This window comes from Fundidesulfovibrio magnetotacticus, assembly GCF_013019105.1.
Taxonomy (GTDB): domain Bacteria; phylum Desulfobacterota; class Desulfovibrionia; order Desulfovibrionales; family Desulfovibrionaceae; genus Fundidesulfovibrio; species Fundidesulfovibrio magnetotacticus.
On record NZ_BLTE01000003.1, the window covers coordinates 1 to 21,687 of the forward strand.

The 21,687-nt window shown below is 68.0% G+C and carries 18 protein-coding genes; 14 read left to right on the forward strand and 4 right to left on the reverse strand.

Annotated features, from left to right (window positions below; translation table 11 throughout):
- Nucleotides 1–482 (reverse strand): hypothetical protein (locus NNJEOMEG_RS04375; protein ID WP_173081702.1); only part of this gene is annotated, 482 nt, incomplete at its 3' end.
- 431 nt (nucleotides 483–913) lie between these two features.
- On the opposite strand from NNJEOMEG_RS04375, the gene dnaE reads away from it, so the two are divergent.
- The 6 genes from dnaE to NNJEOMEG_RS04405 are packed head-to-tail and all read left to right on the forward strand — an operon-like array spanning nucleotide 914 to nucleotide 8,362.
- Complete coding sequence (dnaE, locus tag NNJEOMEG_RS04380) at nucleotides 914–4,387, forward strand: DNA polymerase III subunit alpha (RefSeq protein ID WP_173081705.1); 3,474 nt, start codon at nucleotides 914–916, stop codon at nucleotides 4,385–4,387.
- Between the two features lie 11 nt (nucleotides 4,388–4,398).
- Nucleotides 4,399–4,815: a 6-carboxytetrahydropterin synthase QueD gene (gene queD, locus NNJEOMEG_RS04385; RefSeq protein WP_173081707.1), complete on the forward strand. Its 417-nt coding sequence runs from the start codon at nucleotides 4,399–4,401 to the stop codon at nucleotides 4,813–4,815.
- Entirely contained in the window at nucleotides 4,812–5,285 is a 474-nt protein-coding gene (dtd, locus tag NNJEOMEG_RS04390; protein WP_173081709.1) for a D-aminoacyl-tRNA deacylase, read from the forward strand. The genes queD and dtd overlap by 4 nt, the downstream gene beginning before the upstream one ends.
- Nucleotides 5,282–6,829 (forward strand): ATP-binding SpoIIE family protein phosphatase, encoded by a 1,548-nt coding sequence (locus tag NNJEOMEG_RS04395; RefSeq protein ID WP_173081711.1) that lies wholly within the window; start codon nucleotides 5,282–5,284, stop codon nucleotides 6,827–6,829. The genes dtd and NNJEOMEG_RS04395 overlap by 4 nt, the downstream gene beginning before the upstream one ends.
- The gene (locus NNJEOMEG_RS04400; protein WP_173081713.1) at nucleotides 6,817–7,158 is read left to right on the forward strand and encodes an STAS domain-containing protein; all 342 of its coding nucleotides are present in this window, start codon (nucleotides 6,817–6,819) and stop codon (nucleotides 7,156–7,158) included. Before NNJEOMEG_RS04395 ends, NNJEOMEG_RS04400 begins: the two co-directional genes overlap by 13 nt.
- Before the next feature lie 10 nt (nucleotides 7,159–7,168).
- Nucleotides 7,169–8,362 carry a CgeB family protein gene (locus NNJEOMEG_RS04405; RefSeq protein ID WP_235956833.1) on the forward strand — a complete coding sequence of 398 codons (1,194 nt, stop codon included), beginning with the start codon at nucleotides 7,169–7,171 and terminating at the stop codon, nucleotides 8,360–8,362.
- Nucleotides 8,363–8,389: 27 nt separating this feature from the next.
- On the opposite strand, the gene NNJEOMEG_RS04410 is transcribed toward NNJEOMEG_RS04405, so the two are convergent.
- The gene (locus NNJEOMEG_RS04410) at nucleotides 8,390–8,788 is read right to left on the reverse strand and encodes a hypothetical protein (RefSeq protein WP_173081715.1); all 399 of its coding nucleotides are present in this window, start codon (nucleotides 8,786–8,788) and stop codon (nucleotides 8,390–8,392) included.
- A 158-nt stretch (nucleotides 8,789–8,946) separates the two neighbouring features.
- Here NNJEOMEG_RS04410 and NNJEOMEG_RS04415 point away from each other — a divergent pair, with 158 nt between their 5' ends.
- From NNJEOMEG_RS04415 to NNJEOMEG_RS04440, 6 genes are all read left to right on the forward strand, one after another.
- On the forward strand, nucleotides 8,947–9,366 hold the full coding sequence (locus NNJEOMEG_RS04415) for a bacteriohemerythrin (RefSeq protein ID WP_173081717.1): 420 nt from the start codon (nucleotides 8,947–8,949) through the stop codon (nucleotides 9,364–9,366).
- Between the two features lie 6 nt (nucleotides 9,367–9,372).
- Nucleotides 9,373–10,953, forward strand: a complete 1,581-nt coding sequence (locus tag NNJEOMEG_RS04420) for a glycosyltransferase family 2 protein (protein WP_173081719.1) — start codon at nucleotides 9,373–9,375, stop codon at nucleotides 10,951–10,953.
- Nucleotides 10,950–12,341: a glycosyltransferase family 9 protein gene (locus NNJEOMEG_RS04425; RefSeq protein ID WP_235956834.1), complete on the forward strand. Its 1,392-nt coding sequence runs from the start codon at nucleotides 10,950–10,952 to the stop codon at nucleotides 12,339–12,341. Before NNJEOMEG_RS04420 ends, NNJEOMEG_RS04425 begins: the two co-directional genes overlap by 4 nt.
- 103 nt (nucleotides 12,342–12,444) lie before the next feature.
- Nucleotides 12,445–14,130: a flagellar hook-length control protein FliK gene (locus tag NNJEOMEG_RS04430; protein ID WP_173081721.1), complete on the forward strand. Its 1,686-nt coding sequence runs from the start codon at nucleotides 12,445–12,447 to the stop codon at nucleotides 14,128–14,130.
- An 18-nt stretch (nucleotides 14,131–14,148) separates the two neighbouring features.
- Nucleotides 14,149–14,841: a flagellar hook assembly protein FlgD gene (locus tag NNJEOMEG_RS04435; RefSeq protein WP_173081723.1), complete on the forward strand. Its 693-nt coding sequence runs from the start codon at nucleotides 14,149–14,151 to the stop codon at nucleotides 14,839–14,841.
- Between the two features lie 64 nt (nucleotides 14,842–14,905).
- Nucleotides 14,906–16,522 (forward strand): flagellar hook protein FlgE, encoded by a 1,617-nt coding sequence (locus NNJEOMEG_RS04440; protein ID WP_235956835.1) that lies wholly within the window; start codon nucleotides 14,906–14,908, stop codon nucleotides 16,520–16,522.
- Nucleotides 16,523–16,899: 377 nt separating this feature from the next.
- Here NNJEOMEG_RS04440 and NNJEOMEG_RS04445 read toward each other — a convergent pair whose 3' ends face one another.
- Nucleotides 16,900–17,553: a CatB-related O-acetyltransferase gene (locus NNJEOMEG_RS04445; RefSeq protein ID WP_173081727.1), complete on the reverse strand. Its 654-nt coding sequence runs from the start codon at nucleotides 17,551–17,553 to the stop codon at nucleotides 16,900–16,902.
- A 229-nt stretch (nucleotides 17,554–17,782) separates the two neighbouring features.
- Here NNJEOMEG_RS04445 and NNJEOMEG_RS04450 point away from each other — a divergent pair, with 229 nt between their 5' ends.
- Nucleotides 17,783–18,679, forward strand: coding sequence for a flagellin N-terminal helical domain-containing protein (locus tag NNJEOMEG_RS04450; protein ID WP_173081729.1), 897 nt, complete (start codon nucleotides 17,783–17,785; stop codon nucleotides 18,677–18,679).
- A gap of 139 nt (nucleotides 18,680–18,818) precedes the next feature.
- Here NNJEOMEG_RS04450 and rnc read toward each other — a convergent pair whose 3' ends face one another.
- Nucleotides 18,819–19,511 (reverse strand): ribonuclease III, encoded by a 693-nt coding sequence (gene rnc, locus NNJEOMEG_RS04455; RefSeq protein WP_173081731.1) that lies wholly within the window; start codon nucleotides 19,509–19,511, stop codon nucleotides 18,819–18,821.
- Nucleotides 19,512–19,536: 25 nt separating this feature from the next.
- On the opposite strand from rnc, the gene NNJEOMEG_RS04460 reads away from it, so the two are divergent.
- A complete protein-coding gene (locus tag NNJEOMEG_RS04460) occupies nucleotides 19,537–21,657 on the forward strand; it encodes an acetate--CoA ligase family protein (RefSeq protein WP_173081733.1) in 2,121 nt (706 codons plus the stop codon).
- The last annotated feature ends 30 nt before the right edge of the window (nucleotides 21,658–21,687 follow it).

Sequence of the window (21,687 nt, forward strand, 5' to 3'; positions counted from 1 at the left end):
CGGGGGGAGCCGTCGGGCTTTTTCTCCGCGCCGTACACCGTGCCCTCGTGATGGTAGTACACCTTGTTCCGGGCGTACACAGGCTGGCCGTTGGCCAGGATTTCTCGGTCGTGGATCTTTCCTGCTTCGTCTCCGGGAATCGGGGAGACGGAATAGTCTCCGCCATGCATCGGATTTGCCCGGTACAGCCTGTCGCCCTTCCTATAGTACAACTGGTTGTCCTGGGTAAAGTGGTAACCGCCGTCCCGGGAGATGCCGGACGAGATGTCGTTCCAGGATTTGACTCCGGAGTCCTCCGGGGAACCTTCCTGGAAGCGCGGTGCGGAAGGTTGGGGATATCCCTGGGAGTTCCCATAAGACTCTGACCCGCCGGGCGCGGACGCCTGGTCGCCCCTGTTGGCCTGACTGTTCTCGAAAAACTCCCGCTCATGGTCCATCCATGTGTAGTCCGAAAAGGTCGGGTCGTTGGCGCGTTCGCTCACTGCGTTTCTCCTCCTTGAGGAAGGTTGAAGGGTTCATTCGAGGCGCCGACTGGCGCACCGAACCGAAGGCTGGTTCGCGTTCCGGGGCAGCAGGCCGGACAGCCTGATGCCTGCGCACGTGGTCGGAATGTCTGCCTGGCTTGTTATTCTAAAAAGAATCAAATGATGCATTCCAAAGAGCGTGGCCTTGCTCAGTGCCAGGTCATGAACAAAGCTGCGGCTTTGGTTTCGCAGAACAATAATATTGCTATTTGAATAAATGTCAACAATTAAATGCGAAAAAGAATTTCATGGGGTGCTTTGAATCCTCCCGCGCCGCGCGGCGCTCCGGGCGCGATCAGTTCCCCCGATTGGCATTCTCCCCGCTTTGGAGTATCCCGCCCCCAGGGACGCGCGCCCCGCGCTCCCGGCTCCAAACCCACGGACCACCCATGGCCGACTTCGTCCACCTGCACTGCCACACCGAATATTCCCTGCTCGACGGGGCCATCCGCATTTCCGACCTCGTCAAGCGCGCCCAGGCTTTCGGCTGCCCGGCCGCCGCCATCACGGACCACGGCAACATGCACGGCGGCCTGGTGTTCTACGAGGCCTGCAAGAAGGCGGGCCTGAAGCCCATCATTGGCTGCGAGGTCTACGTGGCCAAGGGCGAGCGAAGCTCGCGCGACGCCCGCTCCCCCCGCGACGCCGGATACCACCTGATCCTCCTGGCCCAGAACGACGTGGGCTTCCGCAACCTGCTCAAGCTCTCCAGCGAGGGCTACCTCTCGGGCTTCCACTACAAGCCCCGCGTGGACAAGGCGCTCCTGGCCGCCCACTCCGAGGGCCTCATCGCCCTTTCGGCCTGCCTGAAGGGTGAAATCCACCAGAAGCTCCTCAAGGAGGGCATGGACGAGGGCCGCAAGACCCTGGCAGAATACCGCGCCCTCTTCCCCGACAGGCTCTATCTGGAGATCCAGGCCAACGACCTGGCCGAGCAGGCCCAGCTCAACGCCCTGGTCACCGAGCTGGCCCACGAGGAAGGCCTGCCCCTGGTGGCCACCAACGACTGCCACTACCTGGAGGCGGGCGACGCCGACGCCCACGACGTGCTCCTGTGCATCCAGACCCAGTCCCAGGTGGACGACGTCAAGCGCATGCGCTTCACCACGCGCGAGCTCTACTACCGCTCCCCCGAGGAGATGGCCGCCGCCTTCCCCGGCCAGTCCCAGGCCCTGGCCAACAGCTGCGAGATCGCCAGCCGCTGCAACCTGGAGCTGGACCTCAAGACCTACCACTTCCCGGTCTACGAGGTGGCCCCCGGCCGCTCCCTGGACGACGAAATGGCCGCCATGGCCCGCGAGGGCCTCACCAAGCGCCTGGAGGCCATGAGCCTGGAGCCCGGCCAGGAGAAACGCTACTGGGACCGCCTGGAATACGAGCTGGGCGTCATCACCAAGATGGGGTTCCCGGGCTATTTCCTCATCGTGCAGGACTTCATCAACTGGGCGAAATCGCAAGGCATCCCCGTGGGGCCGGGGCGCGGTTCGGCGGCCGGGTCCCTGGTGGCCTACGCCCTGCGCATCACCAACCTCGACCCGCTGCCCTACGATCTCCTCTTCGAGCGCTTCCTGAACATCGAGCGCATCTCCATGCCCGACATCGACGTGGACTTCTGCGAACGCCGCCGCACGGAGGTGATCCGCTACGTCTCGGAGAAATACGGGCGGGACTCCGTGGCCCAGATCACCACCTTCGGCACCATGAAGGCCAAGGCCGTGGTGCGCGACGTGGGCCGCGCCCTGGGCATGAGCTTCGGCGAGACCGACCGCATCGCCAAGCTCATCCCCGAAGACCTCAAGATGACCATCGACAAGGCCCTGACCCTGGAGCCCGAACTCCCGGCCATGGCCGCCCAGGACGCGCGCGTGGCAAGGCTCATCGACGTGTCGCGCCGCCTGGAGGGCATGGCCCGCCACGCCTCCACCCACGCGGCGGGCGTGGTCATCTCCGACAAGCCCATGACCGAGTACGTGCCCCTCTACCAGGGCAAGAACCAGGAAATCGTCACCCAGTGGGACATGAAGCGGGTGGAGAAGGTGGGCCTGGTCAAGTTCGACTTCCTGGGCCTGAAGACCATGACCGTGATCGAGGACGCCCTGGAGATCATCCGCGAGCAGGGCCGAGAGCCGCCCGACCTGGACACCCTGCCCCTCACCGACAAGGCGACCTACGAGCTCTTCTCCCGGGGCGACACCGACGGCATCTTCCAGGTGGAATCCGACGGCATGCGCAAGTACCTGCGGCAGCTCAAGCCCAGCTGCTTCGAGGACATCATCGCCATGCTGGCCCTCTACCGCCCCGGCCCCCTGGGCTCGGGCATGGTGCAGGAGTTCATCGACCGCAAGCACGGCCTCGTGGAGGTCTCCTACCCCCACCAGGACCTGGAGCCCGTGCTCAAGCCCACCTACGGCGTCATCGTCTACCAGGAACAGGTGATGCAAATCGCCCAGGTGCTCTCGGGCTACTCCCTGGGCGAGGGCGACCTGCTGCGCCGCGCCATGGGCAAGAAGAACGCCGACGAGATGGCCGCGCAGCGCGCACGCTTCCTCAAGGGCACGGCCGAGAAGGGCATCCCCGACGCCCAGGCGGGCGAGATCTTCGACCTCATGGAGAAGTTCGCCGAGTACGGCTTCAACAAGTCCCACTCGGCGGCCTACGCGCTCATCTCCTACCACACGGCCTACCTCAAGGCCCACCACGCCGTGGCCTTCATGGCCGCGCTCATCACGAGCGACATCGACAACCAGGACAAGGTCCTCAAATACATCTCCGACTGCGCCGACCAGGGCATCGAGGTGCTCCCCCCGGACGTGAACGCCTCCATGCGCCACTTCAGCGTCAAGGACGGCAACATCGTCTACGGCCTGGCGGGCATCAAGAACGTGGGCGCGGAAGCCATCAACGAAATCGTGCGCGAGCGCGAGGAGAACGGACCCTACGAGAGCATGCTGGACCTGGCCAGCCGCGTGAACCTGCGCAAGGTGACCAAGCGCGTCCTGGAGTTCCTCATCAAGGCCGGGGCCATGGACTCCTTCGGCGCGCCCCGCGCCGCCCTGGCCGCCGGGCTGGACAAGGTGGCCGCCCAGGGCCAGAAGCGCGCGGAAGACCGAAACTCCGGGCAGTTCTCGCTCATGTCGCTGGCCCCCGCGCCCAAGACGAAATCCACGGGCCTGGGCCTCAACTGCGAAGAGGCCCAGGTGCCCGAGTGGGACCACGAGGAGCTGATGGCCAAGGAGAAGGAGGCCCTGGGCTTCTACCTCACCAGCCACCCCCTCAAGGCCTACGACCGCGACCTGCGCCGCATGGGCCTGAAGACCCTCACCGACTGCCGGGGGTACATGCCCGAGAGCGAGGTGAAGGTGGCGGCCATCGTCACCACCACCAAGGAGCACATCACCAAGAAGGGCGACCGCATGGCCTTCTGCGGCCTGGAGGACATCGCGGGCGACGGCGAGGCCATCTTCTTCCCCGAGGCCTACGCCAAATGCCGCGAGCTCCTGGCCCAGGACGTGCCCCTGCTCCTCACCGCCAAGATCGGCAAGGACAAGGACCAGGACGAGCAGGCCCCCGGGCAGGGCAAGGTGAAGCTCATCGTGCAGGAGGCCCGCGCCCTGGCCGAGGCCGTGGCCGCAGGGGACGAGCCCGTGGAGGTGCGCGTGGACGCGAAAACCTGCCCCACGCTTGCGGGGCTCAAGGAAATCTTTCATAAGTATCCAGGCCCCGCCAAGGTGCGGCTGCGCCTGGTTTTCGACGACATGGAGTGCCTGGCCGGCCTGGCCGACGAGCTCAGCATAGGGCCCTGCCCCGGGTTCTGGCAGGAGATCGACGGCTGCCTGGCCCCGGCCCTCAAGGCCACGGCCTAAAGGAGCGACCGGTGACGAAATCGAGCGAACGCCACACCCCCAGGCGCGGCGTCTTCCAGCTGACCGTGCAGGGAGACTTCTCCTCCGCCCACTGTCTGCGCAACTACCAGGGCCCCTGCGAGATGCTCCACGGGCACAACTTCCACGTGGAGGCCGTGTTCGAGGGCGAACGCCTCACCCAGGACACGGAAATGCTCATGGACTTCAAGGACCTCAAGGCTGCCTTGAACGCCGTGCTGGACAAACTCGACCACACCCACCTGAACAACCTCCCCTATTTCCAGCGCCGCAACCCCACGGCCGAGAACCTGGCCCGCTACATCTACTGGGAACTGGGCAGGGCCATGGAAGGGCAGCCGGCCCAGATCCACGAGGTGAGCGTCTGGGAAAAGGCCGCCAGCAAGGCGACCTACTTCGAGGTGTCATGAGGTTCGTGATCCAGCGCGTGCGCGAGGCCTTCGTGGACGTGGCCGGGGAGCGCGCGGCCTCCATCGGCGAGGGCCTGCTCGTCCTGGCCGGATTCGGCCCGGACGACTCCCCCGCGACGCCCTCCGGCCGCCCCTGGAAAACCATGCTGGACAAGACCCTGGGCCTGCGCGTCTTCCCCGACGCCCAGGGCCGCATGAACGTGAACCTCCGGGACCACGGCGGCCAGCTCCTGCTCGTGCCCCAGTTCACGCTCTACGCCGACTGCTCCTCGGGCTTCAGGCCCGGTTTTTCGCGCGCCGCGCCGCCCGAAACGGCCCGCGCCCTCTTCGACGTGCTGGCCGGAGACTTCGCCCGGGCCATGGCGCCCAAGGCCCCGGGCCTGGGCGTCTTCGGGGCCGACATGAACGTCGGCCTGGTCAACTGGGGGCCGGTGACCATCCTCCTGGACTCGGCGGACTTCGCGCCATGAACGCGCCCGGCGACATCCGCGTCCTGGTGGTGGACGACTCCAAGACCGTGCTCAGGCTGCTCACCTACATTCTGGGCGAGCGCTACCGCCTGCACGCCGCCGAGGACGGCCAGGAGGCCATCGAGGCCCACGCCGCCTTCAAGCCCGACATCATCATCCTGGACATGAACATGCCCGTGAAGTCCGGGCTGGAAGTGATGCAGCACATACGCGTCACGGCCCAGGACCACGAGACCCAGATCATCGTGCTCACCGCCCAGGACACCAAAGCCCTCAAGGCCAGGGCCTTCGCGGCCGGGGCCAACGATTTCCTGGGCAAGCCCTTCGACCGCGAGGAACTGCTGGCCCGCGTGGGCGCGGCCGCCATGCAGGTGAACCTGACGCGCCGCCTGCGCAAGGCCTACGACCGCATCAGCCAGGAGATCGACCTGGTGGCCGGGCTCCAGAAGCGCCTCCTGCCCGACTGCGCCCCCCTGGCGGGCGAATGCTCCGTGGAGTGCTTCTACCGCCCCTCGGGCCGCGCCTCGGGCGACTACTACGACTACTTCACCCTGCCCGACGGCTCCCTGCGCGTGGTCATGGCCGACGTGTCGGGCCACGGGGCCAGGGCCGCCTTCCTCATGGCCGTGGTGCGCACCCTGGTGCGCGTCTCCCAGACGCACTACCTCTCCCTGGCCGAGACCTTCTCCCTGGCCAGCCACCACCTGCTCTCGTCCATCGGCCAGGAGCCCGACTTCGTGACCATGGCCGCCGCGGACATCAACCCCGCCGAAGGGACCATCACCTACGTCAACGCGGGGCACTGCCCGCCGCTGCTGGTCAGCGCGGGGGAGTGCCGCTGGCTCGATCCCACCGGCACGGTTCTGGGCTTCTTCGAGCAGGAGTTCGCCACGCGCACGCTCACCTTCACCAAGCCCGCCGGACTCTTCCTCTTCACCGACGGCTGGTACGAGTGGCGCACCCTGGAGAAGGAGATCTTCGGCCTGGAGCGCTTCAAGGAGCTGACCGAAAAGCTCCTGGCCGAGGAGCGCTTCAACCTGGGCGCGCTCCTGGAGAACCTCTGCGGCGAGACCGCCGGACCCGTGTTCTCCGACGACGTGACCGGCCTGTGGGTGCAGGTGGGGGCCAGCGACTACCGGGTGTTCACCGCCATGTCCACGCCCTCGGCCAGCCGGGGCCTGGCCAAGGACGTGGTGGGGGCCGTGGCCGAACATGTGGAGGGCGACGACGTGCTCCACGACCTGGACATCGTGCTCACCGAGGCCTGCGCCAACGTCACCCGCCACGCCTACGCCGGGGAGAAAGGCCCCATGGAGGTGCGCCTGCGCCTCTTCCCGGGCGACCGCGTGGAGATCGAGGTGGCCGACTGGGGCAAGGGCCTGGACAAGGCCGTCACCTTCGAGAACGCCGCCCCCGAGGCCGAATGCGGCCGGGGCATGTACATCATCTGCAAACTGACGGACCGTTGCGAGTTCACCCGCAAGGGCCGCGAGAACATCCTGAAGATCGTCAAAACCATAAGGAAGGATTTGTGGAAAACCTGACCTGGCGCAACGACGGCGAATGCCTCATCGGGCGCTTCGCCGGCGAGATCACCATGGAGATCACCCAGGATCTCAAGCGCGCCGTGGAAAAGGCCCTGGCCGACACCCCGGCCAAGCCCCTGGTGCTCGACCTCTCCGAGGTGAGCTTCATGGACTCCTCCGGCATCGGCTTCCTGGTGGCCTGCAACACGCGCCTCCAGGCCTCCGGTCGCGCCCTGGCGCTTCTGAGCCCCAGCTCCCAGGTGCGCAAGACCCTGGGCTTGGTGCAGCTCATGGAGTTCTTCAAGGTGGCCGAAACCGAGGCCGACCTCCAGAACCTGGCGGGGTAGGGGGGCCTTCGTGGCGCGGGCGCCCAGGGTGCTCCTGGTCACCAGCCGGTTCTTCCTGCTGGGCGAGGTGATGGCCGCTTTCGGGCGCATGGGCGTGGTCCACCGCTACCTGGACACGGGCGGCGACGAGATGGACCTGGACCACTACGTGCGCATGGTGGCCGGAGCCGTCCAGGAGCTCCGCCCGGACTTCGCCCTCACCGTCAACCATCTGGGCGTGGACCACGAGGGCGTGCTCAACGCCCTGCTGGAGCGCCTGGGCGTGCCCCTGGCCTCCTGGTTCGTGGACAACCCGGCCCTGGCCCTGGGGCTTTACGCCAGCCCGGCCAACCCCGGCACGGCCCTGTTCACCTGGGACGCCGACAACATCCCCTCCCTGCGCGCCCTGGGCTTCGAGCACGTGCTCCACCTGCCCCTGGCAGCCGACGAGCGCCGCTTCGCACCCGGCGTGAAGGCCCCGGCCGACCATCCCTGGCGCGCCCGCGTGAGCTTCGTGGGCAACTCCATGGTCATCAAGACGGCCAAGCGCGTGGCCTACTCCCAGCCGGGGCCCAAGCTTCTGCGCGCCCTGGGCAAGCTGGCCGACGCCTTCGGGGCCTCGCCGGAGCAGAGCGTGCGCGCCTTCCTGGCCGGACGCTTCCCGAACCTCGTGCCGGAGTTCAAGGCCCTGCGGACCCCGCAACGCCAGCTGGCCTTCGAGACGGCGGTGATCTGGGAATCCACGCGGCGCTACCGGGCGCGGTGCGTGGGGCAGCTTTTGGAGTTCTCTCCCCTGGTGGCGGGCGACGAGGGCTGGCTCTCCACATTCACGGGCGAGGGCCGCGCCTGGCGCAGGATTCCGGAAATCTCCTACTACGACGAGCTGCCCGGGTTCTACCCCCTCTCGGAGATCAACTTCAACTGCACGTCCATGCAGATGAAGGGGGCGGTGAACCAGCGCGTGTTCGACGTGCCCGCGTGCGGGGCGTTCCTGCTCACGGACGCGCGCGCCCAGCTGGCGGAACTCTTCGAGCCCGGCAGCGAGGTGGCCGTGTTCGAGGAGCCGGGCGAAATCCCCGGGCTTGTCCGCCACTACCTGGACCACCCCGCCGAACGCGAGCGCATCAGCCGTGCCGGACGCAGGCGCGTGCTGGCCGAGCACACCTACGTCAAACGCATGGGCCAGCTGGTGGAAGCCATGCGCGGGCTGTTCGGGCGGAGTTGAGGCGAGGAGGGCGTGGCGTTTTCTTGCCTACGCCATCATCAGCGCGAACACTGCCCCGGTGAACGTCAACGCCGCCGCGACCATCAGGATGGACAATGCGGCGCGGCCCAAGTCCAGGCGCGCGCCCGAGGCGTCCCGGCCGCGTGAAAGCACCCAGGACGACGCCGCCAGCCCGCCCGCGCACGCCAGGTACTCCGCCTGCACGCCTGGGAACCGCAGTCCGGTCCAGACGGCGACCAGCACCAGGAACCCGGGGAGCGCCAGGGACCCTGCCACCCCCGCGAGCAGCGCCGCCGCGCACCGCCCGGTGGCGAGGCGCACCTTGAAGACCCGCCACGCCACCAAGCGAAGCAGCGGCCCACCCGCCAGCGTCACCGCGCAGGCGCCCATCAGCCATGTGACTGTGTACCGCCAGAACTGCTCCATGGAGAAACTCCCGGGAAACATGATATGGGCGACGCCCCATGAAACCGGTTATGCTCTTTTCCCCGGAAGCGAAACCCCGCCCTCCTTGACAGGCCCCCGCGCATGGGCAACACCCTGGCAAACCATGGCGGTCGCGGGGCCGCGCCAAAGGACGTTCCATGCCCGTCATTCAGTGGGAAGAGCGCATGTCGGTAGGAGTCTACCTCATCGACGAGCAGCACAGGGAACTCGTCGGCCTCATCAACGCCATCGACCACGCCGTGGATCGCGGGGCGGGCCGGGACGAGGTGTCGCGCTACATCCGGCGCTTCTACGACTACACCACCACGCACTTCAAGACTGAAGAGTCCCTCATGGACCACGCCACCTATCCCGAATACTTCACCCAGGTGCGCGAACACCTCGACTGCTCCCTGAAGGCGCTGGAGTTCCACAGACGCTTCGTGGAGGAATCGGATTTCGATCTCAAGGCGTTTCTCGACTACATCGTGGCATGGTTCATCAACCACACCGTGGGCATCGACCAGACCCTGGCGGACCACCTCCTGAAGCGCGGCCTCCAGGACCGCATGCGCTGAGCCGCCATGCTCCGCCTCCTGGAGAACCTGCCCGACGCCCTGCGCCGCGCCCTGGTCCACGGCTCCGAGGGCGCGCGCCATCTGTCCTTCTGCGCCGGGCTCGCGGCCCAGGCCCGCAAGGACCGCCTGGCCGCCGAACTGCTCCTGGCCGCCTGGGCCGAATCCCCCCTGGACGCCTCCCTGGCCGCCCAGGCCGCGAACCTGCACTCGGCCCCCGAATCCGCCCGGGAGCTGGCCCGCCACGTGGCCGCCAACACCGCCGCCCCGGCGGACCTCACCTACTACCGGCGTCTGGCCCAGCGCCGCGACGCCCCAAAAATCGCCGCCTACCTGGACGCCCAGGCCGCCAAGGAGCCCGGCAACCTCTTCTGGACCGCCAAGACCCTTTTCCACGCCCTGGACGCCGAGGACTGGGAGCGCGCCACGGCCAGCGCGGCCCCGCTCCCGGAGCCCCTGGCCCGCCTGGTGGAGAGCGAGACGGCGCTCCTCTCCGGCGACGCCCCCCGCGCCCTGGCCAACGCCTCCCGCCTGGCCCGGCTCTGGGAGTGCCCGGGCCTGGAACAGCGCCTGGGCCTGGCCTTCCTGGGCCAGGGCGACCCCGACCAGGCGGGACGCTGGCTGCGCGCGGGCATCGCGCGCGAGCCCTGGCGCACGCGCTCGCTCCTGCTGCTGCACGACCTCGAACACGGCCTGCGCGAGGCCGCCGCGCCCCTGCCGGGCCGCACGGCCGTGCTCCTCTACACATGGAACAAGGCCCGCGAGATCGACCTGACCCTGCAAAGCCTCCTGGCCTCGCGGCTGCACGGGGCCACGGTTGTGGTGCTCGACAACGGCTCCACCGACGACACGCCCCAGGTGCTCCGGGCCTGGACCGAGCGCGCCGGGGGCCAGCGCCTGGAGACCGTGCGCCTGCCCGTCAACGTGGGCGCGCCCGTCGCGCGCAACTGGCTGGCCAGCCTGGAGACCGCGCGCGCGGCAGAGTGGATCGTCTACCTCGACGATGACGTGTCCCTGCCCGAAGACTGGCTGGAGCGCCTGGGGGCGGCCGCCTCGCTCTACCCCGATGCCGGGGTCTGGGGGGCCAGGGTGCGCGAGTACGCCCGGCCCTCCCACGTGCAGTCGGCCGACGTCTTCCTGCTGCCTCCGGACGAGGAGGGCGGGGCCTTCTCGCTGTCGAGCTGCCACCACGAGGCGCTGGACAGGGGGCATCTGCGCGCCGTCCGGCCCTGCGCCACGGTCACGGGCTGCTGCCACCTCTTCCGGGCCGCGACGCTCCAGGCCCTGGGCGGCTTCGATCTGCGCTTCTCGCCCTCCCAGTACGACGACCTGGACCACGACATCCGCCTGCTCCTCTCGGGCAAGGCCCCGGTCTGCCAGGGGCACCTGGCCGTGGGCCACTTCAAGGCCACCGGCAGCCAGGGCCAGCCGGGCCAGGCCCAGTACGGGCTGGGCCACGCCCATCAGTTCAAGCTCCGGCACAAGCACTCCGCCGGGGACTACCGCCGCGCCGCCGCCCTGGCCGACCGGCTGGCCTGGGAGGACCTGCGCGCCAAGGCCCTGGCCGCCGGGGAGGCCCACGCGCCGTGAGCGCAGACCCGGTGCTGGTGCTCCAGCTGCAGCGCATGGGGGACATCATCCTGTCCTACCCGCTGCTGCTCTGGCTCTCCCGGCAGTGGCCGGAGCGGCGCGCCTTCGTGGTGGCCGAGCCCACCTTCTACAACGAGCTGCTGGGCGTCTCCCCGGCCGCCACCTACCTGCCCTGGACCGCCACCGGCCAGCTGGCCGCCCGGCGCTGGAGCCTGGTGGCCAACCTGAGCCACCGTCCCGAAGGCGCGGCCCTCTGCGCGGCCCTGGAGACCGGCCGACGCCTGGGCGCGACGCTCTCGGGCGGCGCGCTCCGGGTGCAGGGCGACTGGCAACTCTACCGGGCGTCGCTCAGCCACAACAACCGGCACAACCGCTTCCACTGGGCGGAACTCAACGCCCTGGACTGCGTGGATCCCGCCCTGATGGCCGCCACGAGCTTCGACACGCCGCGCCGCCTGGGGCCGGAAAAGGCCGTGGGGCTCTTCCTGGGCGCGAGCGAGCCCGACAAACGCCCCGACGCCCCCTTCTGGGCGGCCCTGGCCCGGGAGTGCGAGCGCAGGGGCCTCAAGCCCGTGCTCCTGGGCGGCCCGGCCGACCAGCCCCTCTGCGCCGAGGTGAAGGCGCTGCACGGCGGCAGGCTGGCCGACTTCTGCGGTCGCTTCGGCCTGCGCGAGTTCGCCGCCATGGGCCAGACCCTGGGGCTCATGATCACCCCGGACACCGGCCCCATGCACCTGGCCGCCTGGACGGGGCTGGCCACGCTCAACCTCTCCATGGGGCCGGTGAACCCCTGGGAGACCGGCCCCTACAATCCGGGGCACCACGTGTTGCGCGCCGACATGGCCTGCCTGGACTGCTGGCGCTGCCGCTTCGGGCGTCCACACTGCAAGGACCGCTTCGACCCCGCCCAGGTGGCCTACCTGGCCCGCAGGATCGTTGAAGGGGCGCGCCTGAAGAATCCGCCGGGCATGCGGCTCTACGAGACGGCGCGCTCCACCCGGGGGCTCTACCACCTGCGGGGCGTCCCCCCCGCCGCGCCCAGGGCCTCGGACGTCCTGGGCGAGCTGTGGCGCGCCTCGTTCGGGGCATTCTTCGGCCTCTGGGACGACCAGCCCCCGCGCGAGGCCTGGCAGGCCCTGGCTCGGGAGCACCCGCGCCTGGCCAAGCCCTTCGCGCGCGGCCTCGACGCCCTGTCCCTGTCCCTGGCGCGCTCCCGGGCGCCGGGACGCGCCCGGGAACAATGGCGCTGGCGGGAGGCCATGCCCATGCTGCGCCCCCTGGCGGGCTACGTCCACATGCGCCTGGACAACGAGGACCACTCCCCCCAGGCCCTGGCCGCCTGCATGGAGATGGCGGACCGCCTGCGCGACGCCGCGGCCCGGGTCTGAAGGCGGCAATCCCTGCCGCCCAGCCCTGAAGACGCACCTCGGAATCATTGATTTTCCTCTTGGAATGGCTCTTGAAGGAACAGGAGCCGTCAGGAGGAGTACGATGCAAATCATTCCCAGTTCTCACAAGGCCGCGGGCCAGGTTCCCTTCGACTTCCTCGCTTCCTCCAAGACGCGCGGGAACGGAGGCGAACTCTTCGCGGACCTTCTCTTTTCCAGCTCCAACCTTGGTTCCAACCTGGACCAGGAAGCCTTCTCCACCCTGCCCGCCGCCCTTCCGGACGCGGGCAAAGCCCAGTCCGCCCGGCAGGCGGACAGCGCATCCCGCCGCGAGAGCACCCTGCGCGACGTGAAGATGACCCAGGAAGATCTTGCCGGGATGAGCGAAAAGCTCGAAGCCGCCGGCGTGCCCAAGGAGAAGCTGGAGGGACTCAAAAAGCAGGCCGACAGCCCCGAAGGCATCACCTGGGGCCAGTTCATGCACGGCGTGCGCGAGGCCGTGGTCCAGAACACCGTGGGCACGCAGAAGCTCGAAGCCGCCGACAAGGCCGCCCTGGAATCGCTCTTCGACAAGCTGGGCTTCTCCCGGGAAGAGGGCAAGTCCCTCCTGAGCGCCCTGGAGAGCGGCAAGGCGTCCCAGGTGTTCCAACGCATCTCGGGCAAGCTCGCCAAGATGGAGAACGGCCAGACCGTCTCCCTGGGCAAGGACGAGATGCAGGCCCTGGGCAAGGCCCTGAAGCTCAACGACGCCGCGCTCTCAAAGCTTTCCGGCCTCTTCGGCGGCCAGGACGGCCTGGAGCTGAACCCCGCCGCCGCCGACAAGTTCCTGCGCGCGGCCCTGGACGAATCCAACGCCCAGATGGCCGCCCTGAAGCAGGGGCTCAAGCAGGTGAAGGACGTGCTGGAGCCGGTGGTCCAGAAGGCCAAGGAGCGCAACGGACTGGCCCGCCAGGCCCAGGAAGACGTGGCCGACGCCCGCATGCGTCCCTCGCAGTACCTGGCCGATCCCCACGAGGCCGCGGCCGCGAAGGACCCTCAGCGCAAGGGCGTGCAGGGCCAGGAGCCCCAGCAGGGACAGGACGCCCGCAAGCAGGGCGCGGACAATCACGGCAAGGGCAATCAGCAGCCCGGCAATCCGCAGTCGGGCGGCCAGCAGGCCGGAGCAAAGGACGTCCAGGGCCTGGCCGTGGCCGGCCTGGCATCCAAGCTTCGTGTCGAGGGCGACGCGGGCCAGACCATGGACGCGCGCTTCGGCCTGGCCCAGGGCCTGGCCCAGACCCAGCAGGGCGCTCGCGGCGAGGCCGCCGCGGCCGGACGCACCCAAGCCTCCCAGGTGATGAGCCAGGTGGAGTCGGGCATTCTGCGCAACCTGGGCCAGGGCGTGCGCCAGCTTTCGCTGGAACTCACCCCGGACAGCCTGGGCAGGCTCAACGTGATGCTCACGGTGAAGGGCAAGGAAGTGCAGGCCGTGATCAAGGCCGAAAGCCCCCAGGCCGAGAAGGTGCTGGCCGAGAACCTGCAGCAGATCAAGCAGAACCTGGAAAACCAGGGGCTTACCGTGTCCAAGCTGGAAGTGCGCATGGGCCTCTCGCAGGATTCCAACCTGGGCCAGCAGTGGGCCGGGGCGGACAAGCACAACCAGTCCCAGGAGCGCCGCGAGGCCCTGGAGCGCATGCGTACGGCGAACCTGCTGGCCGGTGACGGCGAGGTCGGGTTTTTGGCCCGGCAGATGCAAGATACGGGCGTTCGGGTAAAAAATTCCCAGGGCGGATTGGACCTCGTAGCCTAAGCCGCCCAGGAGGGTCCCATGAGCGTCGATTACAGCGGAGTCAGTTCAGGCATCATCGGCAGGGCCGAGAGCGAGTTCAAGGCCAAGCCCACCGGAAGCAGCAGCCTCGGCAAGGACGCCTTCCTGACCCTGCTCGTGACCCAGATGAAGTACCAGGACCCCCTGAACCCCACGGGCGACAAGGAATTTCTTGCCCAGCTGGCGCAGTTCACCAGCCTGGAGCAGCTCACCAACATCAACGACGGCATCGAGAAGCTCACCTCGGCCACCAACCAGCAGCAGATGTTCTCCGCCGCCAACTTCATCGGCAAGGAAGTGAAGGCCTCGGGCGATTCGCTCTCCAAGTCCGGCGACACGGTGAGCAAGCTCTACTACACGCTGCCCGAGGCGGCCACCAAGGTGACAATCAACATCATGGACGCAAACGGAAACATCGTGCGCACCGTGGACCAGGGCGCCAAGGCCGCCGGCGAGCAGAGCTTCGCCTGGGACGGCAAGGACTGGCTGGGCAACGCGCAGGCCGACGGCGTATACTTCGCGGGCATCACCACCGCCAAGTCCGACGGCACCTCGATGATGGTGGACACCACCGTGACGGGCATCGTCTCGGGCGTCTCCACCGACTCCTCGGGCGGGTACGTGCTCGAGACCCAGGACGGCCGCAAGTTGAGCCTCTTGAACGTGAAGGGCATCGTCAACCAGACGAGCTAGCCGGTATCGGCGAATATTTCGGGATAGATCATCTCGGAGGTGGATTATGAGTCTTTCGACTTCAATGTGGTCAGGCGTTACGGGCCTGCTCGCCCATGGAGACAAGATGGGCGTGATCGGCAACAACCTGGCCAACGTGAACACCGTGGGCTACAAGTCCGCCCGGATGGATTTCGAGGATCTCCTCTACACAAGCATCGGCACCGGCGCCGGGAACTCCCAGCTGGGCCAGGGCGTGCGTGCGGAGGCCATCCTCTCCGACTTCAGCCAGGGCGGTTTCCAGACCACGAGTGAAACAACCGACTTGGCCATCTCCGGCACCGGCTTCTTCACAGTGCACGACCGCAACAACCAGGCCACCTACTACACCCGCGCGGGCAACTTCCGCTTCGACCGCGACGGCTACCTGGTGGACCCCCACAACTACGCCGTGCAGGGCTGGATGGTGGACACAGCCACCCTGCGCGCCATGCGCAACAACGGCGAGACCGTCAGTCAGATTCCCATGATGGGCTCCGTGACCGACGTGCGCCTGGACACCCTGGCCCTGGCCGCCCAGGCCACCACCACCGTGACCCTGGCCTCCAACCTGGACCCCAGGACCGCCAGCAAGTCCACCAGCAGCACCGACCCGTTCTTCTCGCTCTTCCAGAGCTACAACTACAATCCGGCAAGGCCCGATGACGCGCCGCTCTCGGAAACCGCCTTCGGCTTCCAGAACACCCTGAAAATCTACGACCAGCGCGGCGGCGCCCACGACCTGACCGTCTACTACGACAAGGTCTCCGACGTGAGCGGCAGGGAATACTGGGAGTACATGGTCTGCACGAACCCCGCGGCCGACGGACGCCAGTTCGACGTGAACGGCGCCATCGAGAACATGTCCTCGAACTCCAAGGCCGGCGTGCTCATGCTGGGCACCCTGGCGTTCGACGACGCGGGCGGCCTGCAGAACATCACGGCCTACACCATCAACGCCACAAGCCTGACCAGCCCCGTGAGCGACCTGGGCAACTGGACGCTGGCCTCGGTCTCGGACTCGGGCTACCCGATCTTCACGGCCAACTTCCGCAGCGTTTCGGGCGGCAGCGTTCCCACGGCATCGAACGCGGTGTCCATCTCGCTGAACATGGGCATCCGCAGCTTGTCCAGCACATGGTCCACCTCGGCCACCAGCGCCGACCTCATCGGCACGTCGCACCTCTCCAACGCCTCGGCCCTGCAAGGGTTCGACACCAATGCCGTAACGTTCAACAACATCTCCACCACCAACTACGAAGCCGCCTCGGCGCCGCTCTTCGTCTCCCAGGACGGCTACCCCCCGGGAACGCTCCAGAGCGTGTCTGTCTCGCAGGACGGCGTGCTCACGGGGCGCTACTCCAACGGTCAGGTGCAGGAACTCTACGTGATCACCCTGGCGGACTTCGCCAGCCCCTGGGGCCTCAAGCGCGACGGCGGCAACCTCTTCTCGCAGACGCGCGAATCGGGCGACGCGGTGGTGGGGCGCGCCAACACGGGACGCCTGGGCTCGGTGGCCAGCAACTCCCTGGAGGCCTCCAACGTGGACATGGCCCGCGAAATGGTGGACATGATCCAGACCCAGCGCGGCTTCCAGGCCAACTCCAAGGTGATCACCACCGCGGACACCATGCTCTCGGAAGTGCTCCAGCTCAAGCGTTAGGCCTGACCGGGAACCGGACCACGCAACACGCGCCGGGGGCGAAAGCCCCCGGCGTTTCTGCGTTGGAACGGGGAGGGAGGCGTGGGCGGCTTGACGCAAACGCCCCGCGCAAAGCGGAGAAGTGGCCGGGCAGGTGCGAAGAGGCGGCCTTGTCCCTCGCCGCCCGGCGCCGGGGGCCGCGCGGGATGTCGATGGTCACGGACTGCTGACCGGTTCGACCGAGAGTTCGGAAAGAAGCTGCATACGTCCTCCATGGTTGGGGTCCCAGAGGAGCGCTCCCGGCCACGTCGGCCGGAAGCGGGCAGGACCGTATGCGGAACGCGGATGGCGGTGGCGCGGGGCGGGGGCAGGGGAGGCGATGTTTCCCGGGCCCGGAATCACTGCGTGTCGGCCAGTGCCTCCACGTCGCCCCGTTCGATGGCGTCGAGGCTCCGGGCGATGCGTCCGGCGGGCCAGCTCCACCAGGCCAGTTCCAGCAGACGCTCCACCGTGGCCACGTCGAAGCGGCGGCGGATCACCCGGGCGGGGTTGCCCCCCACGATGCAGTAGGGCTCCACGTCGCGCGTGACCACGCTGCCCGCGCCCACCACCGCGCCGTGTCCGATGCGCCGCCCGGGCAGAATCACCGAGCCGTAGCCGATCCATGCGTCGCAGCCCACCACGGTGTCGCGCAGGGGCCGGGCGTCCTGGGGCAGGGGACGCCCCCAGCCGGGGAAGATGCCGAAGGGGTAGGTGGAGAGCCCGTCCATGGCGTGCACGCCCCCGTGCATCAGGAAGCGCACGCGGCTGGCGATGGCCGCGAAGGCCCCGATCACCAGCCGGTCGCCCAGGAAGTCGAAGTGGTAGAGCACGTTGTTGGTCTCGAAGTCCTCGGGGCGCTCGCCGGGCGCGCCGGTGCAGTCGAAGTAGGCGTAATCGCCCACCTCGATGGTGGGCCGCGTCACCACGTTCCGGAGGTAGACCAGGTTGTGCGCGCCGGACACGGGGTGGACCAGCCCGGGATCGGGGAATCCGGGGAGAACGTGGGGCATGGGTGTTCCTTTCCTTTTTCGGAGGCGGGGGGAAACTTCCGTTGGTCCCCTGACGCGTCGGCGCTCCGGGGCGCGGCAACTTTGACCTTTCAGGCGCCAAACGGAGGGAAATTTTTCCCTACGTGTTTTTCAACATGATGAAATGATAGAATATTTAAAGTTTGGCACGGAGTAAGCATCCCTCTGGTCAACAACAAGGAAAGTTGCCTTACCACAAGGAGGTAATGCCATGTCCCTGGTCATCAACCACAACCTCATGGCCATGAACGCCGCGAGGAACCTGTCGGACTCGTATTCGCAACTGGGCGTCTCCACCCGCCGTCTCTCCTCGGGACTGCGCGTGGGAACGGCGGCCGACGACGCCGCCGGTCTGGCCATCCGCGAACTCATGCGCGCGGACATCAACTCCCTCAACCAGGGCGTGCGCAACGCCAACGACGCCATCTCGATGATTCAGACCGCCGACGGCGCGCTGCAGGTCGTCGACGAGAAGCTCATCCGCATGAAGGAGCTGGCCACCCAGGCGGCCACCGGCACCTACACCTCGGACCAGCGCCTGATCATCGATTCCGAATACCAGGCCATGGCCTCGGAAATCACCCGAATCGCCAACGCCACCGACTTCAACGGCATCTACCTGCTCAACGGCAACCTTTCGAGCAACACCCACGACGGCTCGGGCATGAGCCCCGTGGGCAAGATCAAGATCCACTTCGGCACCGGCAACTCCAGCGCCGAGGACTACTACTTCATCAACATCGGCAACTCCACCGCCTCGGCCTTCGGCCTGGGCCTGGGAGCGGCCACCTCTTCGACGGGCGGGCGTTCCATCTCCACCCAGCAGCTTGCACAGCAGGCCCTGGATAAGATCAGCCTGGCCATCGTCTCCAAGGACAAGATCCGCGCGCAGCTGGGCGCCACCCAGAACCGCCTGGAGAACACCATCCAGAACCTGCAGATCCAGGCCGAGAACCTGCAGTCCGCCGAATCGCGCATCTCCGACGTGGACGTGGCCACCGAGATGACCCAGTTCGTGCGCGAGCAGATCCTCACCCAGGCGGCCGTGGCCATGCTCTCGCAGGCCAACAGCCTGCCCAAGATGGCCATGCAGCTCATCCAGGGCTAAATGGCCTTCTGACCGAGCGTTCAAGAGGACCAGGGACGGGGGGGCCGGGAAGGCCCCCACCCCGGTCCGGGTTCCCGCGCAACGCCGGGCCGCGCGTGCGCCGCGCCCCGGGAAGCCCGCCAAGGGGCGCGCGGGCGGGTCAGGAAGGCTCGCCCAGGGCCTGCAGGGCCATGCGCGCCGCGGACTGCTCGGCCTTCTTCACGCTGGGCCCCGCAGCCTGGATGACGCGGCCGTCGGGCAGGGCCAGTTCCACCTCGAAACGCTTCTCATGCTCCGGTCCGGAGCTTCCCATGAGCCGGTAGATGGGCCTGGTGCGCATGTCGCGCTGGGTGCGCTCCTGCAGGCGGCTTTTGTAGTCGCGCGCGCGGGACTGCTCCACGTCCTCTGGCCACAGGGGCGCGAAGATGGCCCCCACGGCAGATTTTGCCCCTTCGTATCCCCCGTCCTGAAACACCGCGCCCAGCAGGGCCTCCATGGCGTCCGCCAGGAGCGAGTCGCGCGTGCGGCCGCCCTGGCCCTCCTCGCCCTTGCCCAGGAGGATGGCCTGGTCCAGATGCAGGGAGCGCGCCAGCTCCGCCAGGGCAGGCATGCTCACCAGCTTGGAGCGCAGCTTGGTCAGCGCGCCTTCCGGGGCCTCGGGGAAGCGGCGGAACAGCTCCTCCGAGACGGCAAGCTCAAGCACGGCGTCGCCAAGGAATTCCAGGCGCTCGTTGTGGACGCATCCCTGTTCGTTGGCGTAGGAGCTGTGTGTCAGGGCCGTGACCAACAGCTTGACTTGCCCAAAGCGATAGGAAATGGCATCCTGCAGATTGTCCAGAGCTTCTTCCGTCATCGCAATCCTTTCCTCCGGCGGCCGAATGGAACGAACGGATCCCATGCAAGCGCTTTTCGAACCCCGCACCGTTGCCGTGGTGGGCGCTTCACGCACGCCCGGCAAGGTGGGGAACCTTGTGGTTTCCAACCTTCTCAGCGCGGGGTATCAGGGGGCAATTTTGCCGGTCAACCCCTCGGGGGGCGAAATCCTGGGCCTTACGGCCGTCACGGATGTCTCGCTCCTGCCAGAGGGCGTGGATCTGGCCGTGCTCTGCGTGCCCCGGGAACAGACGCCGGACTGCCTGGAGGCCCTGGGCGCGCGCGGCTGCCGGGCCGCAGCCGTGATCACCTCCGGCTTCAAGGAGGTGGGCCGCGAGGGCTACCACCTGGAGCAGCGCATCGCGGAAATCTGCGCCCGGCACTCCATGGTGCTGCTCGGCCCCAACTCCCTGGGGCTGGTGAACGCGCGCGGCGGGCTCAACGCCACCTTCGCCGCGGGCAACCCCGAACCCGGCGGCATCGCCTTTTTCTCCCAGTCCGGGGCGCTTTGCATCGCCATCCTGGACGCCGCCCAGGGCAAGGGCATCGGCTTCTCCAAGTTCGTGAGCCTGGGCAACAAGGCGGCCATCGACGAAATCGACATGCTGCGTACCCTCACGCGCGACCCCGACACCAAGGTGATCCTTGGCTACGTGGAGAACATCCAAGACGGCCAGGAATTTCTGCGCGCCGCACGCGACGCCACCGCCGTGAAGCCCGTGATCATGATCAAGTCCGGCTCCACGCCCGCCGGGGCGCGCGCCGCCTCCAGCCACACCGGGGCCATGGCCGGGGCAGAGGACGCCTGCCAGGCCGCCTTCGTGCAGTCCGGGGTGATCCGCGCCTCGGGAATCGAGGAGATGTTCCACCTGGCCCTGGCCTTCGCCACCCAGCCCCTGCCCACGGGGCCAAATCTCTGCGTGGTCACCAACTCCGGCGGCCCCGGCATCCTGGCCGCCGACGCGGCCGAGCGCGCGCGCATCACCCTGGCCCCGTTGCGCGGCCAGACCATCGAGGAGCTGCGCGCCATCCTGCCGCCCCACGCCGCGCTCTACAACCCCGTGGACATCATCGGAGACGCCCGGGCCGACCGCTTCGCCCAGGCCCTGCGCATCGCCGCCGCCGACCCCCTGGCCCACATGGTGCTGGCGCTCATCACGCCCACTCCGGCCATGATCGCCGAGGAAGCCGCCCAGGCCGTGGCCGACCTGGCCAGGGAGCTGGGCAAGCCCATGGCCGCCTGCTTCATGGGCGAGACCAAGGTGGCCGGGGCGCGCGAGATACTGCGCCGCGCGGGCGTGCCCTGCTACGACTACCCCGAGCCCGCCGTGGAGGCCCTGGCGGCGCTCTTCCGCCACGCCGAGTGGAAGAAGCGCCCCCTGCCGGTGGAAGTCTGCTACATGTCCAACAAATTCATGGCCCAGGACGTGATGGCCAAGGCCCGGGCCAAGGGCTACCGCGAGCTCGTGGAGTTCCAGGCCCTGGACCTGCTGCGGGCCTACGGCCTGCCCGTGCCCAAGACGGAGCTGGCGCGCACCTCCGACGAGGCGGCGCGCGCGGCCAAGGCCATCGGCTACCCCGTGGCGCTCAAGATCGCCTCGCCCCAGATCTCCCACAAGACCGACGTGGGCGGCGTGGCGGTGAACATTGGCGACGAGGAGAACCTGCGCCGGGCCTTTCTTTCCATCACCAACCGCGCCCGGCGCGTGAAGGAAGCCTACGTGCTGGGCTGCCTGGTGCAGGAGATGGCCCCGCGCGGCTCGCGGGAGGTTTTTGCCGGGTTCAAGCGCGACGCCCAGTTCGGGCCGCTGGTGCTCTTCGGCCTGGGCGGGGTTTACGTGGAGGTGCTGCGCGACGTGTCCTGCCGCCTGGCGCCGCTTTCGCTTTCGGACGTGGGGGAGATGGTGCGCGAAATCAGGAGCTATCCGCTCCTGCGCGGCGTGCGCGGTGAGCCGCCCGTGGATTTCCGCGCCATCGAGGACGTGCTGCTGACGCTTTCGCAGATCGCGGTGGATTTCCCCGAGATCACGGAGTGCGATTTCAACCCGGTGATGGCCCATCCGGGCGGGGCGCTCGTGGTGGACGCCCGCTTCACGCTGGCCCCGGCGCTGGGGAACGGGGGTTGATCGCTTAGCGCGAACAGGGCAAGTGACGGG

Bases quoted from the DNA above. Each gene is read 5' to 3' on its own strand.
- dnaE (WP_173081705.1), top strand. From the start codon at position 914: ATGGCCGACTTCGTCCACCTGCACTGCCACACCGAATATTCCCTGCTC.
- dtd (WP_173081709.1), top strand. From the start codon at position 4,812: ATGAGGTTCGTGATCCAGCGCGTGCGCGAGGCCTTCGTGGACGTGGCC.
- NNJEOMEG_RS04395 (WP_173081711.1), top strand. From the start codon at position 5,282: ATGAACGCGCCCGGCGACATCCGCGTCCTGGTGGTGGACGACTCCAAG.
- NNJEOMEG_RS04410 (WP_173081715.1), bottom strand. From the start codon at position 8,788: ATGGAGCAGTTCTGGCGGTACACAGTCACATGGCTGATGGGCGCCTGC.
- NNJEOMEG_RS04415 (WP_173081717.1), top strand. From the start codon at position 8,947: ATGCCCGTCATTCAGTGGGAAGAGCGCATGTCGGTAGGAGTCTACCTC.
- NNJEOMEG_RS04420 (WP_173081719.1), top strand. From the start codon at position 9,373: ATGCTCCGCCTCCTGGAGAACCTGCCCGACGCCCTGCGCCGCGCCCTG.
- NNJEOMEG_RS04430 (WP_173081721.1), top strand. From the start codon at position 12,445: ATGCAAATCATTCCCAGTTCTCACAAGGCCGCGGGCCAGGTTCCCTTC.
- NNJEOMEG_RS04435 (WP_173081723.1), top strand. From the start codon at position 14,149: ATGAGCGTCGATTACAGCGGAGTCAGTTCAGGCATCATCGGCAGGGCC.
- NNJEOMEG_RS04440 (WP_235956835.1), top strand. From the start codon at position 14,906: ATGTGGTCAGGCGTTACGGGCCTGCTCGCCCATGGAGACAAGATGGGC.
- NNJEOMEG_RS04445 (WP_173081727.1), bottom strand. From the start codon at position 17,553: ATGCCCCACGTTCTCCCCGGATTCCCCGATCCCGGGCTGGTCCACCCC.
- NNJEOMEG_RS04450 (WP_173081729.1), top strand. From the start codon at position 17,783: ATGTCCCTGGTCATCAACCACAACCTCATGGCCATGAACGCCGCGAGG.
- rnc (WP_173081731.1), bottom strand. From the start codon at position 19,511: ATGACGGAAGAAGCTCTGGACAATCTGCAGGATGCCATTTCCTATCGC.
- NNJEOMEG_RS04460 (WP_173081733.1), top strand. From the start codon at position 19,537: ATGGAACGAACGGATCCCATGCAAGCGCTTTTCGAACCCCGCACCGTT.